The following is a 17358-nucleotide window of genomic DNA, read 5'->3' as shown; positions in this document are numbered from 1 at the left end:
TGCGTGGCGATGCCGGCGTGGTCGGTGCCGGGCACCCACAGCGTGTTGTGGCCGCGCATACGGTGGTAACGCGTGAGCGAATCCATGATGGTCTGGTTAAAAGCGTGCCCCATGTGCAGCGTACCCGTCACGTTGGGCGGCGGCAGCTGGATGGAAAACGAGGGCTTGGCCGCGTCCAGCGTGGGCTCGTACTGGCCGCTTTGCTCCCACTCGGGTCCCCAGCGGCTTTCAATGGCGGCCGGCTCAAATGACTTGGCCAGGCTGTCCAGCCCCGGCGTGGAGACTTTCACAGCCTCAGAAGCGGTGTTGGACGAGTCGGCAAGGGCAGGGGCGGCAGCGTTGGTCATGGGGCAATGAAAAACGGCATCGAAGGGATGCCGCCTTGGGTTGGGTGAAACACCCCTGATTTTATTCGACTGGCAGGCCCCTGGCCGCTGCCGCCCCGTTTAAACCGGTGGTTCTCAGGACTTGCGCGCCGCAGCCACGCGGGCTTGCAGCACGGCGGTGTCGCCCAGCTGGCTGGTCACCAGAAGAGTCAGTCGGCCGTTCATCAGCTTGGACTCTCCCGGCTCAACCCCCGATGGGCGTCAGCAGGCGCTCACAAACGTGTCCGCGTCCTGGAGGGGCGGGCACGCGATCAAGGGGGGCGCAGTTGTCTCCGGCATCGATGATTCCAGCAGTTTTAAGTGTTTTGGCCCGAAACCCTTATGAGACGTGCGCCAGCAGCTATCAAATTAGTAGCGTTGTTACGAGGCTGTACTGTGCACCTCCAAGACACCGCCGGCGCAGCCTTGGTGTTTGGCTTACCTGCCCGTCATGAATTTTCTATCGCGTAACCACTCACCGGTCTCCGGCGTTGCCGTTTCTGCAGCGGCTCAGCATACGTGCTGCGGCGCCGCGCTGTCGTAAAGTCAGGCTTTCGGTTTCCTCCCATAACACCAAGCCATGCTGTTTCTCCTTTCGCCGGCCAAATCCCTTGACTACGCCACGCCGCCGCACGTCGCCACGCACACCAAACCGCTCTTTGCCCGTCAGTCGGCCCAACTGATCGATGTGCTCAAAACCCGAACGCCGCAGCAGATCAGCAGCCTGATGAAGCTTTCCGACGCACTGGCCGGCCTGAATGTGGGGCGTTACCAGTCCTGGTCGTCCCGGTTTACCGCCAAAAACTCCAAACAGGCCGCGCTGGCTTTTGACGGCGATGTGTACGGCGGGCTTGATGCGAAAACCCTGAGCGAAGCGCAACTCGACTGGGCACAGGAGCACCTCTGCATTCTGAGCGGGCTTTACGGTGTGCTGCGCCCGCTTGACTGGATGCAGCCTTACCGCCTCGAAATGGGCACTGCGCTCGCTACGCCCCACGGCAACAACCTGTACCAGTTCTGGGGCACACAAATTTCCGATTACCTCAATCACCGCGCGGCGGCGGACACTACGCCCGTCATCGTGAACCTCGCCAGCGAGGAGTACTTCAAGGCCGTGGACCGCAAGGCGCTCAAGGCGCGCGTGGTGAGCTGTGTCTTTGAAGAATGGAAGGGCGGCCAGTACAAAATCATCAGTTTCAATGCCAAGCGTGCGCGCGGATTGATGGCACGCTACGCGATCGAGAAAGAGCTTGGCAGCGTCAAAAAACTGGAAGGCTTTGACGCCGAAGGCTACCGGTTCGACGCGAAGGTTTCCGGCCCCGACCGCCTGGTTTTCCGGCGCAAGCAGACGGCCTGAACAGCTGCGCAACCGTAACTCGTATGAACGCCCAGACCCGCACCGACCAGCTGCTGACGCCGGAAGTGCTGGCGTGGATGACAGCGCAGGCTGCCCAGGGGCATTCAAAGGAAGAGATTTTCAATGCCATGCTGGCGGCCGGCTGGCACGCCGACGCGGCTGCGCAGGCGGTGCAGCTTACGGCCGAAGAGCTGGCGGCGGTGGTCGTGCCCGCATTGGCCCTGCCGTTAACCCACAACATGGTCGATGCCGGGGACAAATGGGTGGAAGTGCTTTTTTTCGCCCAGGTGCCCAATGTCATTGTGCTGGGCAATCTGCTGGGCCCCAGTGAGTGTGAAGCGCTGATCGAGGCCGCCACGCCGCGCCTGGCACGCTCGTTGACGGTAGACGCCAAAACCGGCGGCGAAGAGCTCAACGCCGACCGCACCAGCGAAGGCATGTTCTTCAGGCGCGGTGAAAACCCCATCGTGCAGCAGGTGGAGGCGCGTATCGCCAGAATTTTTGGCTGGCCGCAGGAAAACGGCGAAGGCTTGCAAGTGCTCCGCTATGGTCCCGGCGCCGAGTACAAGCCGCATTACGACTATTTTGATCCGGCTGAACCCGGAACGCCCGCCATCTTGCAGCGTGGCGGCCAGCGCGTGGCGACGCTCATCATGTACCTGCATGAACCCGAGGAAGGCGGCGCCACCGTGTTCCCCGATATCGAACTCAGGGTGGAACCGCGGCGCGGCAATGCGGTGTTTTTCAGTTATCCGCAGGCGCTGCCTTCCAGCCGCACGCTGCATGGCGGCGAGCCGGTCATCGTGGGCGAGAAATGGATCGCCACCAAATGGCTGCGAGAACGGCTTTTTACTTAGAACCCAAGAGTGCCTGCGCCGTCCAGCGGGGGCCGCGGAACTGGCTTTGCCAGGCCGCAGGCGCCCGTCCCCTGGAAGGGGAGAGGAGGCTACACGGAGTGAGCCTCAACAGGGGTGTTGCACATAAACCCAAGAGTGCCCGCGCCGTCCAGCGGGGGCCGCGGAACTGGCTTTGCCAGGCCGCAGGCGCCCGTCCCCTGCAAGGGGAGAGGAGGCTACACGAAGTGAGCCTCAACAGGGGTGTACATAATGCCTTATGAAAATCAAAGCCAACCACATTGACATTGAAGTTGAAGACACTCACCCCGGCGACGCGACCAGCCGGCCCGTGGTGTTGCTCATCATGGGCCTGGGCATGCAGCTGATTGCCTGGCCGCCTGCCATGGTGCAGGCTTTGGTGGATGCCGGCTTTCGTGTGGTGCGCTTTGACAACCGCGACATTGGCTTGTCACAGCACTTTGATCACCTGGGCTCGCCCAGCCTGCTGTGGGAGGGGCTCAAGTTCCGCATGGGCTGGCGTATCCGACCGCCGTACGGCGTCGAAGACATGGCTGCTGACGCGCTGGGTGTGCTCGATGCGCTGAAAATTCCCAAGGCGCACGTGGTCGGGGTCAGCATGGGCGGCATGATTGCACAGCGCCTGGCGGTGCTGGCGCCGTCGCGGGTGATCAGCCTTGTCAGCATCATGAGCTCTAGCGGTGCGCGCGGCTTGCCTGAAGCCAGCCCGGCTGTCACGCGCGCGTTGCTGAGCCGGCCTGCCGGCAAAGGCGTGCCGGCGGCGGTAGATCACACCGTCAAGTTGCTCAAGGCCATCGGCAGCCCAGGGTTTCCCATGGACGATGCCGAGATTCGCGAAAAAGTCGCTGCCGCGGCGCAGCGCAGCTTTCACCCGCAGGGCATTGCTCGCCAGATGGTGGCGGTCGCCGCCGACAACACGCGCGCTGCGGCTTTGGCCAAGGTGAGCGCGCCCACGCTGGTCTTGCATGGCCGCGCCGACCCGCTGGTGCCTATGGCCTGCGGCCAGGACACCGCCAGGCGCATTCCCGGTGCGCGCTTTGAATGCATCGAAGGCATGGGGCATGATTTGCCGCCGGGCGTTGTCGAACGCTTGCTGGCATTCCTCATCCCTCACTTCAAAGCCAATAGCTGAAGCATGGCCCTGCCGAGGGCGCCGTCGCTTGCGCGGGGCGGCCCTTCGCCGCACGGTTGCGTTTTGGCCCCCACGCTCGTCACTTCGTGTACTTCGCTGCCCCCCGAAGGGGCTTCGCTGCTTGGGGCGGCCCGCCGCACGTTAACTGCGAAAATAGGCCCATGAACACCCCTGAACAATCCCAGCTCGGAAAAACGTCGGCTTATATCGACCAGTACGACGCCTCGCTGCTCTTTCCGATTCCGCGTGAGGGCAAACGTGCCGAGATCGGCGTCACCGGCACGCCGCCCTTTTTCGGAGCCGACATGTGGACTGCGTTTGAGCTGAGCTGGCTCAACCTGCGCGGCAAGCCGCAGGTGGCACTGGCGCACATCACCGTGCCCTGCGAATCACCGAACATTGTCGAAAGCAAGTCCTTCAAGCTCTACCTCAACAGCTTCAACAACACGCGCTTTGCCGATGCGCGCGATGTGCGCGAACGCATACGCGCTGACCTGAACGCCGTGGTCGGCATGGGTGTGGGCATCAAGACGCTGGGCCCCGAGCTGTTTGACCGCGAACCGGTGCACGAACTCGACGGCTTGAACCTGGACCGGCTGGACGTGGAGTGCACCCACTTCACGCCCTTGCCCGAGCTGCTGTTCGCCGAGTTCGACGAGCCGCCGATTGAGGAAACATTGACCAGCAACCTGCTCAAGAGCAATTGCCTGGTTACCGGCCAGCCCGACTGGGGCAGCGTACAGATCCGCTACGCCGGCCCACAGATCAACCAGGAAGGCCTGCTGCAATACCTGGTGAGCTTTCGCAACCACAACGAGTTCCACGAGCAATGCGTCGAGCGCATCTTCATGGACATCTGGACGCGCTGCAAACCCATGAAGCTCTCGGTGTATGCGCGCTATACGCGACGCGGCGGGCTGGACATCAATCCCTTTCGCACCAGCCATCCGCAGGCGCTGCCGCCCAGCGTACGCACGGCGCGGCAATAAGATCGTCCTGGCGGGGAGCCGCTTGCTATCGAAATGGTAGCTGCTTGCGCTCGTCTCTTAAGGGCTAGAGGCCGATTTCATTAAAATCCTTGAGTTGCGCGAGCGCTGGAAATTCCCCCGCCCGCTTCTCCTTCATCGCCGTCACCGCCTCGCGCACATGCGCATTGCTCCAGATTGCACCTTGCAGCCAGCCCATTTGTTTGAGCGCGTCGTCCACCGAATGGTCGCGCGTGTAGTGAATGGCTTGCTTGGTGCCCCAGATCGCCACCGGCGGCTTGGCGGCAATCTCGGCGGCGCACTTCATTGCGGCCACCAGCATGGCGTCGGCTGACTCAAACACTTCATTGACGAGGCCGTAGCCCAGCGCCTTGGCGGCAGGCAGGCGGCGGCCGGTGTAGGCCAGTTCCTTGACGACGGCCAGCGGAACCAGCTTGGGCAGGCGCTGCAGCGTGCCCACATCGGCCACCATGCCGATGTTGATTTCCTGGATGCAGAAGAACGCATCGGCGGTGGCGTAGCGCAGGCAGCAGGCCGTCACCATGTCGACGGCGCCGCCTATGCACCCACCCTGGATGGCGGCGATCACCGGAATGCGCAGCGTCTCCAGCTTGGTGAAGGTGGCCTGCATGTTACCCAGCATGTCAAAGATGGCGGCGCGGCCTTCGGGGCTCTGGTCGTCCATCGCAATGTCGCCGCCAAAGGTTTCCAGTGCCATGCCGGCGCTGAAATGCTTGCCGGTGCTGGAGATCACCAGCACGCGCGCTTCGCCGGCCTTGTGAATCTGCGTCAGCACGGCGTCCAGCTCACGCCAGAAGGTTGGGTGCATGGTGTTCATCGCCTCAGGGCGGCTTAACACCAGGTGAGCGATAGGGCCGGTGGTGCTAAGGGTGAAGCAGGTGAGGGAAGGTGGGGAGGAGGATGGGGTAGGGGCATTCATGCCCCCACTCTAAGTGAGGCCCCTTCAGGCGACAAGGTCCAGCCAGTCACACCTGAGACGCTGCGCGGCGTGTGCCCGCGCCCGCGCGTACACATAAAGCCGCGGCGCCAGAATGCCCAGCAAGCACATGGGGTAAGCCCAAACTGCCTCGAATGTGTAGGCGGGCAGCCAGCCCATCCAGCCCATCAGCCAGACGGTCAGCACTGCCTCCCAGAGTTGGCATTCGACGGGGTGCTCTGCCCGCTGCGCCTCGCGCCAGCCCTTGACGCGTTGCAGCTGTGCCAGTGTGATGTGGTGCCAGTGAGGCTGCCGGGCCGGTACCGGGCAGGCGAAAGGATCGGGCGGGTCAGAGGGATCAGACATAAAACCTCCGTGCGGAAGGTGCAATGTAAGTTTCGCGAAAGTTTTTGTCAATGACCCGAAAGCGCGAAAAAAGAGTCGAAAGGTTACCGCTGGGTTTGGCGCTTTTAAGCGCAACGGCTGGATCTCACTTCCTAATGCACTCAGGCTCCTTGGTCACCGGCGCCGCCTTCCCGTCCCTGAAGGTGATGACGAGTTTGCAAGACTTCGGGCCGTCAGCAAGCAGCTTCACGAGGTATTTTTCACCCGCCTTCGGCACGACGGCTTGCGCGGCGACTTCGCAGCGTGAGCCTGGGTAATACACGGACGTCGCCATTGCGCCGATGCCAGTGGGCATCGTCTGCGGGCGAATATGCCATCCACCGAAGATCACAAACTTCTGGTCGGGCGGCGCCGAGACCTTCCAGACCGCCTTGCTGTCTTCGCTGCGCAGGTATGAATCAGGCTGCTGAAGGTAGGGCACCGTGTCGTAGTCCGTACAGCGATTGCTGTCGGGTTTGCGGTACTTCGCAATGAAAGTGGTGTTGACGCCAAACTCCGATTGAAATTCGAACTCTGGATCATCTGGCGATGCAGCTACATAGTTGTAGCTAGGCTTGGGGTAGGTCGTACAGGCTGCGAGCAACCCCACCAATGCGAGTACCGAAAGTCTTTTGGCACTGGTCCTGCTTTTTCTCTTCATTGCCATTTTTTTCTTGGTTGTTACTTTGTGAATCCGCCTCAATGCACGCCGCCGTTTCCGCGATTTCGTTGCCTGGATTCCGGGTCAGGTGACTAGCTTCTCAACGTAGGGATCGAGCCCGCTTGAGCTGGCTCGGTTGAATTTCTACCTACCGAAGATGTTGCGCAGATACGTCGTCAACGCCATTAAGTCTTCATAAGCCACTGGTCCGAAACCAGGTTCGTGTTTTGCCATGTATTCACCGGCTGACATTCCTGCATCCAAGGCAGTAGGCAGAATTTCCCAGAACCGTTTCGGGCAAATTATCCAATTTGTTCCAGGCAAAGGGGTGCGTTTGTGTTCGCCTAACAACCACGCAACCTTTCCATTGAAACTCTCGACCGCCTCCTTAAGTGCAGCAATCAACGCCGCATCTTCTTTCTCGAAGGGAAAACTGATGAACGGGGGAAATCCGGACTCATCGACTCTCTCAAACTTGTTGTTTATCCAGGCTTGAGGGTACCGCTGCTGGTGCTTTCGCCAAGCCAAACTACCCAGCGATTCGATCAAATTCAGGAGCGCCCCTTCCGGTACGGTAATGGGCGTCATAGTCAGTGCAAACCCTTGAGATCGGTAGAAATTCTGACACCTCCCGTCTATCGTTAAATTGCAGCGTCTCAGGATCATTCCTGTCGTACGTAAGTTGTGTAATTGCCGAACTCACCCTTTAAATGCAACTGTCACATTGCGGGCTCCGAAACAGATCGATACTGCCGGCATCTACCATTTCATAGAACTTTTCTGGCGTCGGCTTGTCTGGCGTAGCCAGCGCATCCCCAATGTTTTCAATGTTCCTGTTGAGAAATGAGCTTCAACTCGAAGTCAGCCATCCCGTTGAAAAGTTCATCACATTGCCGCAATGGCAGGAGTATTTCGGCATATTCAGCACTTGCCAGCTCAAGCTGGCGAAGGTGACAGTTCAATCTCCATCGCGCTGTCAAGTCGCTTTGGCATTTCCAGAAATTCTCTCCAACCGACCAAAGCTGTCTTGACTTCTGCAAGGCTGCATTTCCAAATTGGCCAGTCTGGATGGTCGTTCGCGGATTGGAGTTCAAAGTCCACATGATCTCGATAGATAGTGACGAACCACGCATTTCCGCCACCGTAAGCTAGCTCCCTCTCGCCACGTTCCAGCTGCTCGATTTGCACAAGTATGTTGGAGCAACCTTGAGTGGTGTCCACATCACTACTCAACCAGCTACAGAAATATTTGTTATAGGGAAGTTGCCAATTGGAATCGCAGCCTTTGATCGAGGCAAAACACCTCAAGTCAATTTCGTTGACGTGAGCTCTAACATTTTTATAGGTGAAGATCAGTTTCATTTATGGGCACCTTGATATACCGGGAATACCGTAGTGCTTGGAGAAAGATAACCTTCAACCTTAACGCCTGAAGGTGTTTTACCAAACCACTTATTACCTATCACCGTTTTTCCAGGATCGTTCCAAGCGCCATCTATTTCAACCTTGATCCTATCCGCAGTCCAATTTTTGGGAAACATCGTATGGCCATTCGCGCCTAACGGCTTGTCTATCCACTGTGAGGGATTTGTAGGATCTAACATTTGCGGTTCGGCTTTGTAGACACCCGACACATCCGGTACAGTTTCCGTCCCCGGCTTGATCCTCACATCACCGTGCAGCACGCTGTGCCCACCCGTTGGCAATCCATTTTTGTTGTAGTCCGCACCAATGACATGATCAAAATCAACCGGCGCAGTGACATTGTTGACCTTGGCCGCCGCTGCTTTGTTGGCAGCAGCGTTCAGCACTTCCCCTGCTGGCTTGTTGGTCAAATCGGGCCCATTCGGGCTCTCCCCAATTCGCTTCAACGCGTCTATCTCTGCCTGCAGTTTTCCAGGTGGGACATCTGATCCGTTGATGGGTGATTTTCCTGCACCCGCTAGCTTTCCACCGCCCGACATAGCGCTTCCGATGCCAGCCACAGTCATGCCAGTGGTCGCAGCGACTCGCCGGAGCAGCTCCGTCTGTTCATCCACAGTCAAACCAAATTGTTGTTGCTTGACGAATAGTTCGTCCGTGCGCAGTGAATTCCAATCGTTCAGATTACGCTGGGCGTCCTTGATTTGCGCGTCGAGCGCTGCTTTCTCAATTGCGGCAGTAGCGCTTGCCGATTTTTTCTGAAGATTGGCAAGGTCGGTTTGAAGACCCACCCAGTCGGTCTCGCTTTCTTTCAGCTTGGTGTCGCACTGCTCTTTGGTCCCATTCATGCATGTGTTGACGCGCTCCGCATCGTTTTTATCCGACAAGGCCTGGTACTGCACTTCTATTTTTTCTCTGCAAGCTTGCGTCGCGCATTCAGCGAGTTTGGCGCGCTTTTCTTCCATCTCAGGGTGTTTGAGATAGTTGTTGACCGTAGCCGTATTCGCGATGCTAGTGGCGCCGATTGCCGCCCCCACCAATGTCGACCCCGCAGTCATCAATGCATTGAAGTCAGCACTGCCTTTAGCATACCCTTGATCAACCAGGTACGCCTGCAGCAGCGGGATTAGCTGTTCGTTCAACGCCCCCGCCAGCCCTCCGGCCAGCACGTTAGTGCCCGCCACCTTGGCCTGTATCACCCCGGCCATTCCATGCAGCACGGTCTTCTGCCAGCCGCCCTCCGGCCAGTCGTTCTTTTGCGCCAGATCGCCAATGGCGTGGGTGATGACGGCGCCTATGTATTGCGCAGCCTGGGCGTTCTCTTTGGCCTTTTGCTGCTGGGCCTGCAGATCCTGTGCCTGCTGCAGGGTCAGGGTGTTCTTCAGCGCACCGTTGGCTGTTGATGCATCCCGGCTTGTCAGGGTGGCGACGTTTTCTTCACTTTGCTTGTCTCCTCCTGTGATGGTCACTTGCGCGGGACTGATCACGCTTTGCGTTACGCCACTCTGGCTACCGGTTTCAGGCAGGCCGGTGTTGCCCATGGCGTTGGCGAGCACGTTGTTGGTGAGATTGCTCGCCAGGGTGCTGGCCATGCTGGCGCCGCTGCTGTAACTCAGGCTGATGCTTTCACTACTGGCGCTGGTGTCCTGCTGGTTCTGCAGGTCACTGTAGGTCAGCGCAGAGGTTGTCAGCTTGTTTTTGCTGCTGTCGGCTTGGCTCGTGATGGCTGCGCCTTTGAGGTCGGTCGCGCCTGCCACCTTGATGTCGAAACCGCCGCTGCCTGCAGCAATGCCGCTCTGGCCGACCGCGCTCAGGTAGTTGTGGTCGATCTGCTGCTTGCTGGCGCTCAGGTTGCCGGTGACCGTCGTTCCGTAGCAGAGCGGCGGGATGCACAGACTCACCCCGAAGCCTCCGGTGGTTTGCTTGCTTTCATAGCTGCTGCTGTCTTGCAGTGTCTCGATGTTGAGCTTGCCGCCGACATCCATTTCCACGGTCTTGCCGGCCAACTGCGCGCCAATCAGATTGGTGTCGCTGCCGCTCTTGACGCTGAGGTTGTTGGTTGCCGTGAGTTGAGTGTTGTCATAGGTGGTCTCGCTGCCGTCAGCACGGCCTTTGGCATTGTTTGCACCGATCTGAAAGCTGATGCCGTTTTGTTCACCGAAACCGAATGTCACGCCAATGCCGGCTGAGCTTGAGGTGTTCTTGCTCTTGATTTCCGCGGTGTTCTGCGCGGCAATCAGATTCACATTTTTCGCGGCGTCGAGCGCAATGTTTTGCGCCTGCAGCTTGGCGCCGACCATGTTGATGTCGCTCTCAGTGGCTTTGATGTCTATGTTCTGCGCCTGAATGTTGGTGCCACGCTGCTCGGTGCTGCTCTGACGGCTGTCCTGGCTGCTGCTGGTACCCAGGGTCGCGCTGACCCCAAAGGCGCTGTTCCCGGGGTCACCGGCACCGCCGGGCTGGCACTTGTTACTTGGCGCTGTTGTTTATCGGTATCACAGTTGCATGCATAGACGTTTTGGTTCTATGCATATACAAATTTAGCCATTAAATCCGGCGGCGGCGCGGCACCACGCTCAGTTGCAGGGTCAGCGCGCCCGGCGAAGCCGTCACGACGTAACTTTGAGGCGCAATGTCGATCAGCTGGTCGGCATGCCAGACCTTGATCTGGGCGGCACCTTCGGGCAACTGCTCAAGCAGCGCCACACCGTCGGCGCCGGTCAAGGTTGCCCAGGGCGACTCGCTCACGTACACGTGCCCGCGCATGGAGCCGTGGATGTGGCAGCCCAATAGAACGGCGCCGGCCTTGGTGAAGGTGGCGTCAGCGGTTTTGGCGGGCTTGCCTTCGGGTTTGCCGTCCAGGCGCAGTTCAAACCCTTCACCGGCCGCGGCATTGAACTGCGCCACCCCAGCGGCCGAGGCGCGCACGTGGTGTTCCCAGGGGTCGTTGTTCACAAATTGCGCCTTGGCGCCTAGCGCCACCACGCTCACGGCTGGCACAAAACGCATCTTTTCCTGGTAGATCGTTACCTGGGCGGGCAATGGGTTTTTTGGCGTACCCGTTTTGGCGGAGGGCATCACGATGACCACTGCATCGGGTGTCGGTTTGCCTTCTTTGTCGAGCACCTGAACAGAGATGTTTCCGGCTGCAGCCCATATGGGTAGGGCGCAAGCAGCTATGAAAAACAGAGCGAATGGCAGTATCCGTGAAGCGAGGGATGTCATGGGATTCTTTCAGTTCAGGTTTCTCGGGGAGTCAGTAGCGCCAGCACGGCGGCTACCGCAAACAGCGCCAAAACATCGCCCCAGAGGTGCCCCATGTGGTGGCCGTCGCCAAACGACTGCACCGCCATGACCCCGCCATGCGAGATGCTGGACCAGGCGGTGAACCAGATGATGCTGCGGTGCGCCAGAGGATTACGGGACGCAAGGATCAGAAAGACCCCAAGGGTGGCGTAAATGGTGAGGATCATCTCGAGGTAGTGCGAGCGCCCCTCGGTGTGCCACGACCAGCCGGAGGGCCAGACGACGGTGAGCGGCCACAAGCCAAAAATAAAAACCAGCCCTACGGCCACCAGGGCGACGCGCAGGTATTTGATGCGATCAGTTTCAGTCATTTGTTTTTTTCCTTTGGATCACCAGAGGCCGCTCACGCAAAACCCTGTTTTTCGCGTGCGCTGCAAGGCGAAAGCGAAAGTCATTGGCGCGCAGGCTAGGAGAGAACGACGAAAAAAGCCATTGCAGTGCGCACTGCGCTGCAATGGCGGGATCAGCCTGGTTTATTTGGCGGCCGGCTTGTACTCGGCGACAGCTTTGGCCAGGTCGCGGGTTTCTTCGCAGGTGGCGCAAATCGTTTGCAGCTTGGCCAGCTGGGCGTCGGCCTGGGCTTTCTGGTTGGTCTTCAGGTAGGCAATGCCCGAGTATTCCAGCGCGCCCTTGTGCTTGGGGTCCAGTGCCAGCGCCTTGCCATAGGCGGCAAAGGCCTCGTCGTACTTGCCCATCCAGCGGTTGGAGTAACCGAGGTAGTTGTAGGCGTCGGCATTTTTCGGGTTCTTGGCCACGACCTTGTTGAAGCTGCTCACAGCCTCAGACCAGTTCTTGGCGTCAATGGCTTTTTTGCCGGCGGCGAAGTCGTCGATCTGCGCGTTTTGCACCGGCGTGGTCTGGATGTCGGCCGCTATGGCAGCGCCGGCCAGAGCCAGGGCGATTACGGGCAACGCGATGAAGTTGCGGATGGAAAAAGTGGTCATGTTGAGCTCCTTGAGTGAAATGTTGGTCAATTGGATGCGCTGTAGATCAGCACCTGAGACAAACGGCGCAATGCAGAAAACGGATGCAGGTGAACTCGTATTTATTTGTAAACGCACCAGCAGCTCTCCTGTTGGGACGACTGTGCTGCCGCGAGATCACTGGCAGAGGCGTTGACATCGTTATTTTTGCTGCGGTCAAAAATCCTCTGGCTAAACCAGCTCGTGCATGACCCGCGCCGTTCCTGAAACCTTGATCGAGGCACCGGAGGCGGGTGGAATTTCGGCACGCAAACAGGAGCGCATGCCCATGTCTTCACCTTGCACGATATCGATTGCGCCGCCGTGCGGCCATTCCAGGTCGCGGAGGTAACCCGCAAATGCGGCGGTTGCCGCCCCGGTGGCCGGGTCTTCATACACACCTCCTGAGGCAAAGGGATTGCGTGTGTGAAAAAGCCGGGGCGTTTCCGCATAGGCCAGGAGGATGGTGACCAGCCCTGCCTTGTTCATCAGTTCACGGCCCTTGCCCAGGTCGTACTGCATGGCCGCCAGTTTTTCGCGGCTGTTCAAAACCAGTACCAGGTGATCCGCGCCGCCGTGTGCCAATGCCGGGGCGATTCGGTGGTCCAGGTCGGCCGGCGCATAACCGAACAGCGCCAGGGCGGCCGTCACCAGCGCCTCAGGCGCAGCCTGGCTGCGGGTAGGCGGAGACTGCAGCGCGGCGGCAATCGTGTCACCGTTGCGCCGGCCTTCAACGGTGATGTCGACCTGGTTCAGGCTCAAGGCAAACGCGCCATCGCCGTGCTGGAGGGCCAGTGCCGCGCCCAAGGCAATCGTCGCGTGGCCGCAGAAGGGTACTTCGGACTCCGGCGAAAAGTAGCGCGCTCGCCAACCCTTGCCGGTTGCGACGGCAAAAACCGTTTCTGAAAAACCGACCTCTGCGGCGATTCGCTGCATCTCAAGATCATCTGGAAATGTGCCGGTGATCATGACGCCGGCAGGATTGCCGCCGGTAATGCCGTCAGAAAAAGCGGCAATCTTCAAAATATTCATTTTTCCCCCCTTTTGATTTTGATAGAGCGCCAGCGGCTCATATGCCGTGATGTGAACTCAAATCGCTTGCTGCCACTGAAGGCCGAAAGGCAGTATGCGTGGCCCGAACAAAAAATGCAGCACCCTTCGCATGCTGCCGCCCGTGGACCTGGACGAAGCGTGAAGCAGCAGCGGGCGCATGGCCATCGCGCTTCCCGGCTCAGCCGTGCAGATGAACTCGGTTTGGGCGTGGCGGGCTGCTGCAGTGGCTGTCGCTTCCATCCGGCCGTGCAGGTGAGAGCCCGGAACCACTCGCAGCGGGCCGTCCCCCGCGCCGCAGGCGTCGATGTGCAAACGCACCGCCACCAACTGCTCCAATAGCCCGACCGGCGGCTGGACATACAGGGTGCCTTCCTTCCTGGACCAACCACCCAGGCTTGCGTGCTCCACGCGGTCCGCCACCGGGATGCTCAGGTCCTGGTGCACCGGCACCAGCCAGTTGCGAGACACCGACTTTTCGAAGTAAGTGCACTGCACCGCAGCGAAATCGGCCGGAACCAGCGGCGCCAGCGACGGATGCCGGCGGACTTTGGCCGCAAGTGCCTGGCACCAGGCCTCTGCCAGCAGGCAACGTGTTCCTGCCGAGTTGGCGGCAATACCGGCAAGCCGCGCGGCGGCCGACTCACACTGGGCTGCAGTCAGCACCTGCGGCACAAGCGCAAAGCCCTGGGTGGTGAATGCGGCAGGGTCCATTCCGGGGCAGAGATGTTTTTGCGGGGGGAGCTGAAGGCTCACAGCATCGACTGAAACAATGAAAGGTACTGTGGATGCTGCGAGACCGTGTTGTGGGAGGTTCCGGGCAACATCTTCAGCACAGCCGTGCCATTCTTGAAGTGCGCATGCAGCTGTTCGGTGCTGGCTTTCGGAATAACCTCATCGTGTTCGGCCGCAATAAGCAGCGTGGGCGCCGAGACCTGCGGTGCATAGCGCCAGGACTCGAACTTGTCGACCAGTAGCCAGGCAATGGGGAAGTAGGGAAAGCGCTGCGCGGCCAGTTCCTGGATGCTGTTGTAGGGCGTCACCAGAATCAGGCGCGACACAGGCCGCTGGCTGGCCACCCAGACGGCAACGCCCGAGCCCAGGCTTCGGCCGACGACGGTCACTTCAGAATGGGTTTTGATGACGTGGTCGAACAGGGCCAGGGCATCGTTTTGCAGTGCCGCTTCGGTGGGGCTTCCGGTGCTGCCGCCGTAGCCCCTGTAGTGAAGCAAATAAAGGGCATGCGCCGGAAATGCTTCCGAAAACGACGGCAAATTGGTGGAAACGTCTTCGGCATTTCCTCCGAAGTAAATGATGGCCTTGGAGCCGGTTGTTTGCCGGGCGGTGAGCACGAGTTCTGCATCTTTGACTTTGAGATGCAGCGTGGTGTCCGGATTACCCCACGATTTCGGTTGGGGGAAATAAATCAGGGAACGTTGATACGCAAAGAGCGCCGTACAGATGCCCAGATAAGCCAGCAGCAGGACTGTCAGAAAAACTGTCACTGCGCGCGCTGGCCGGCTCACCACAGCTTGGCGCAGTTGCCGCTGAACACGACGGTTCCGCTCGGGCTGGCAGGTGTGGCTTCGGTCTCCAGCGTCACCACCAGCTTGCTGACTTTGGACAGCAGTTTCTCCGACGTATCGGGCAGTATGGAAACCGCCGACCCGGTGCTGGGCACGGCGCCCAATGAAAATGCCGGTCCGCTGGCGGGCACAGCCCACAGCACCAGCCGGCCGTTGGCGGGCGGCGTGATCAGGCCTATGACCTTGACCGCCATGGTTTTGCCGTGGCGCAGCGAACTCACCAGCAACTTGCCGTTGCCCTGGGCGTCGGTGAGCAGGCCCACATAGCTTTGCGGCAGCCTTTCGCCCGAGCGCATGGCCATCTGGTCGCTGGTCATGAACAAGGTGGGCATGGCGACAAAAAATACGCCTGCCGCAATCACTCCGGCAGCCAGGCCGCCCAGCCCAAAACCGGCCGGCTTGAGCCAGCCCAGCCACGCTGCGTTGCCTCCAACTGGTGCGCGCGCGCCCACGGGTTGTGTGCGCGCGGCAATCGCGGCCCAGACGGCGGCAGACGGTTGATACGCCGGCACGGAAACGGCCAGTTGGCCCAGCCGCGCTTCCCACTGCGTGACCCGTGCGTGCACATCGGCACGGTCGCGTTGCAGGCGCTCAAAGCGGCGGCGCGCGCCACCCGACAAGGTGCCCAGTACATAGGCCGATGCAAGATGCTCAAGCAGTTCGGGGCTGGTGTATCTCATGCCAGCCCCCACGCTTGCGGCCAAGCCGCTGCGCTGCCCCCCAAGGGGGCCCTCACGCCTTGGAGCGGTCCAGCGCCGTTCATGCCACCACCCCTTGCGCGGCCAGGCAGCCCTTGAGCTTTTCGAGGCCGCGGCGTATCCACGCCTTGACTGATCCCAGCGGCGCCCCCATTTGTGCAGCCACCTCGGTATGTGAGAGGCCCTGGTAGTAGGCCAGCGCCAGGCTTTGCCGGTGGTTGCCTTCGAGCGCGTTCATGCAGCCTTCGATGCGCAGGGCCTGGGTGGCCTGCTCGAACAGGTGCATGGCGCTGGGGGCCGGCGTGGCGCCGGTGGTTTCGGTGTCTTCTTCGTCCACATCGCCGGACTCGGGCAGCGCGCTTTCCTTGCGGCGCGCGCGGGCGCGAAAGGCGTCCAGCGCCTTGTTGCGCACGATGGCGATCAGCCACGTCATGGGCTGGATGGATTGCCCGTCTACCTCGCTGCGGTAGCCGGCTGCGTTTTTCCAGATGCTCACATATGCCTCTTGCAGCACGTCTTCGGCCGCCTGTCCTTGTCCCAATATACGAACGGCGACGCCAAACAGATGCATGTGGGTGCGCTCATAGATTTGCGCGAAGCAGCCGTGGTCACCCCGTCCTGCGGCGGCGATAAGCGCCTGGAGGCTGTGAATATCCACATGGGGGTCCGTCTTCATAGCGGCTGAGTATAGGGAGTTCCGCCACTGCGGCAAGCGCGTGCGGCCGGCAGAAATTTTTGCATCGCCCTGCATCCGGTTTTGCCGCTGCGGCGTTTGTCCCCGGTAGGCTGGCTCCGTGCCGGCCCACACCCCTTCTGGCCTTGGGGAGGCACTGACCAAGTTCCTTGCAGCGCGCGATCAGCCGGGCTCGGGCGGCCTGCAGCGTTGAATTTCTTGCCAATAGCCCGCTATTGGCTGCGAAACCCGCCTTGCATTCCGTCCCGATCCGACAGCCGCGCCTCCGCAAGAACTTATTTAGTACTTCCGGGTTGATGGGACTTTTTTACTTTCTTTTAACCCGGAGACCTGCCACCATGTGCAGGCCTCCCTCCAGGAGATCCCCATGGCTTCGATTGCTACCGCCGCTTCCTTCAAGTTCAACGCCCGGCTGGCCGCTGCGGCACTGTGCACCGGCCTGTTAGCTGCCTGCGTCACCGGCCCATCAGGCACCACGGAAACTGCCCGCGCCGTGCCGGCCGCACTCAAACCGGCCGACGGCGAGCGCGCCGCTTTCACCTGGCACGCGGTGGGCTCGCAAATCTATGAATGCCGCGCCTCCGACAAGGGCGGCTGGGCCTGGGTATTTATTGCCCCCGAGGCGGACCTCTTCAACCAAAATGACGAAAAAGTCGGCAGCCACGGCGCCGGCCCGAGCTGGAACGCGCTGGACGGCAGCAAGACCGTGGGCGCCGTGAAAGCCCGCGCCGACGGCGAGCGTCCCGCGGACATTCCGCTGTTGCTTCTCTCCGCCAAATCGGCGGGCTCACCGGGCAAGATGGCCGCCGTCACCAGCGTGCAACGCCTGAACACCGAAGGTGGCAATGCGCCGGCCAAGGGCTGCGCGACGCAGGCAGACACGGGCAAACGCGTCAAGGAAGGCTACACCGCCGACTACGTGTTTTTCGCCAAAAACACCTGA

At 60.3% G+C, this 17358-nt stretch carries 20 protein-coding genes and 1 pseudogene; 5 read left to right on the top strand and 16 right to left on the bottom strand.

Annotated elements, in window-relative coordinates; genetic code table 11:
• On the bottom strand, positions 1 to 269 hold a 269-nt coding region (locus ABI546_RS10905), incomplete at its 3' end, for a class I tRNA ligase family protein (protein WP_348046620.1).
• Positions 270 to 461: 192 nt separating this feature from the next.
• A pseudogene (locus tag ABI546_RS10900) lies at positions 462 to 566 on the bottom strand (DUF2783 domain-containing protein); the annotation flags it as partial.
• Between the two features lie 379 nt (positions 567 to 945).
• Here ABI546_RS10900 and yaaA point away from each other — a divergent pair.
• From yaaA to queF, 4 genes are all read left to right on the top strand, one after another.
• On the top strand, positions 946 to 1722 hold the full coding sequence (gene yaaA, locus ABI546_RS10895) for a peroxide stress protein YaaA (protein ID WP_348046618.1): 777 nt from the start codon (positions 946 to 948) through the stop codon (positions 1720 to 1722).
• A 23-nt stretch (positions 1723 to 1745) separates the two neighbouring features.
• Positions 1746 to 2579, top strand: coding sequence for a 2OG-Fe(II) oxygenase (locus ABI546_RS10890; RefSeq protein WP_348046617.1), 834 nt, complete (start codon positions 1746 to 1748; stop codon positions 2577 to 2579).
• Between the two features lie 256 nt (positions 2580 to 2835).
• On the top strand, positions 2836 to 3729 hold the full coding sequence (locus ABI546_RS10885) for an alpha/beta fold hydrolase (RefSeq protein WP_348046616.1): 894 nt from the start codon (positions 2836 to 2838) through the stop codon (positions 3727 to 3729).
• Between the two features lie 161 nt (positions 3730 to 3890).
• Entirely contained in the window at positions 3891 to 4718 is an 828-nt protein-coding gene (queF, locus tag ABI546_RS10880; RefSeq protein ID WP_348046615.1) for an NADPH-dependent 7-cyano-7-deazaguanine reductase QueF, read from the top strand.
• A 64-nt stretch (positions 4719 to 4782) separates the two neighbouring features.
• Here the strand turns inward: queF and ABI546_RS10875 are convergent, their stop codons facing one another.
• The 14 genes from ABI546_RS10875 to ABI546_RS10810 form a co-directional block, all read right to left on the bottom strand.
• Complete coding sequence (locus ABI546_RS10875) at positions 4783 to 5655, bottom strand: enoyl-CoA hydratase-related protein (protein ID WP_348046614.1); 873 nt, start codon at positions 5653 to 5655, stop codon at positions 4783 to 4785.
• Between the two features lie 24 nt (positions 5656 to 5679).
• On the bottom strand, positions 5680 to 6018 hold the full coding sequence (locus ABI546_RS10870) for a hypothetical protein (protein ID WP_348046613.1): 339 nt from the start codon (positions 6016 to 6018) through the stop codon (positions 5680 to 5682).
• A gap of 124 nt (positions 6019 to 6142) precedes the next feature.
• Positions 6143 to 6697, bottom strand: a complete 555-nt coding sequence (locus ABI546_RS10865; protein ID WP_348046612.1) for a hypothetical protein — start codon at positions 6695 to 6697, stop codon at positions 6143 to 6145.
• Positions 6698 to 6841: 144 nt separating this feature from the next.
• The gene (locus tag ABI546_RS10860) at positions 6842 to 7285 is read right to left on the bottom strand and encodes a hypothetical protein (RefSeq protein WP_348046611.1); all 444 of its coding nucleotides are present in this window, start codon (positions 7283 to 7285) and stop codon (positions 6842 to 6844) included.
• Positions 7286 to 7633: 348 nt separating this feature from the next.
• On the bottom strand, positions 7634 to 8059 hold the full coding sequence (locus tag ABI546_RS10855) for a hypothetical protein (RefSeq protein WP_348046610.1): 426 nt from the start codon (positions 8057 to 8059) through the stop codon (positions 7634 to 7636).
• Positions 8056 to 10527, bottom strand: coding sequence for a hemagglutinin repeat-containing protein (locus ABI546_RS10850; RefSeq protein WP_348046619.1), 2472 nt, complete (start codon positions 10525 to 10527; stop codon positions 8056 to 8058). The genes ABI546_RS10855 and ABI546_RS10850 overlap by 4 nt, the downstream gene beginning before the upstream one ends.
• Before the next feature lie 139 nt (positions 10528 to 10666).
• Positions 10667 to 11344 (bottom strand): plastocyanin, encoded by a 678-nt coding sequence (locus ABI546_RS10845; RefSeq protein WP_348046609.1) that lies wholly within the window; start codon positions 11342 to 11344, stop codon positions 10667 to 10669.
• A gap of 14 nt (positions 11345 to 11358) precedes the next feature.
• Positions 11359 to 11736: a DUF6632 domain-containing protein gene (locus ABI546_RS10840; protein WP_348046608.1), complete on the bottom strand. Its 378-nt coding sequence runs from the start codon at positions 11734 to 11736 to the stop codon at positions 11359 to 11361.
• Positions 11737 to 11898: 162 nt separating this feature from the next.
• Positions 11899 to 12369, bottom strand: coding sequence for a tetratricopeptide repeat protein (locus tag ABI546_RS10835; RefSeq protein WP_348046607.1), 471 nt, complete (start codon positions 12367 to 12369; stop codon positions 11899 to 11901).
• Positions 12370 to 12579: 210 nt separating this feature from the next.
• Entirely contained in the window at positions 12580 to 13419 is an 840-nt protein-coding gene (locus ABI546_RS10830) for a PhzF family phenazine biosynthesis protein (protein WP_348046606.1), read from the bottom strand.
• A 57-nt stretch (positions 13420 to 13476) separates the two neighbouring features.
• A complete protein-coding gene (locus ABI546_RS10825) occupies positions 13477 to 14151 on the bottom strand; it encodes a phytanoyl-CoA dioxygenase family protein (protein WP_348046605.1) in 675 nt (224 codons plus the stop codon).
• Positions 14152 to 14189: 38 nt separating this feature from the next.
• Positions 14190 to 14942: an alpha/beta fold hydrolase gene (locus ABI546_RS10820; RefSeq protein ID WP_348046604.1), complete on the bottom strand. Its 753-nt coding sequence runs from the start codon at positions 14940 to 14942 to the stop codon at positions 14190 to 14192.
• 17 nt (positions 14943 to 14959) lie between these two features.
• Positions 14960 to 15703 (bottom strand): anti-sigma factor, encoded by a 744-nt coding sequence (locus ABI546_RS10815; protein ID WP_348046603.1) that lies wholly within the window; start codon positions 15701 to 15703, stop codon positions 14960 to 14962.
• A 79-nt stretch (positions 15704 to 15782) separates the two neighbouring features.
• Positions 15783 to 16397 carry a sigma-70 family RNA polymerase sigma factor gene (locus ABI546_RS10810; RefSeq protein WP_348046602.1) on the bottom strand — a complete coding sequence of 205 codons (615 nt, stop codon included), beginning with the start codon at positions 16395 to 16397 and terminating at the stop codon, positions 15783 to 15785.
• A 385-nt stretch (positions 16398 to 16782) separates the two neighbouring features.
• Between ABI546_RS10810 and ABI546_RS10805 the strand changes: the two genes are divergently transcribed.
• Complete coding sequence (locus ABI546_RS10805) at positions 16783 to 17358, top strand: DUF3455 domain-containing protein (RefSeq protein ID WP_348046601.1); 576 nt, start codon at positions 16783 to 16785, stop codon at positions 17356 to 17358.

It is taken from the genome of Polaromonas sp. (assembly GCF_039932935.1).
GTDB lineage: Bacteria > Pseudomonadota > Gammaproteobacteria > Burkholderiales > Burkholderiaceae_C > Polaromonas.
This window is presented reverse-complemented; position numbering and strand designations above follow the sequence as displayed.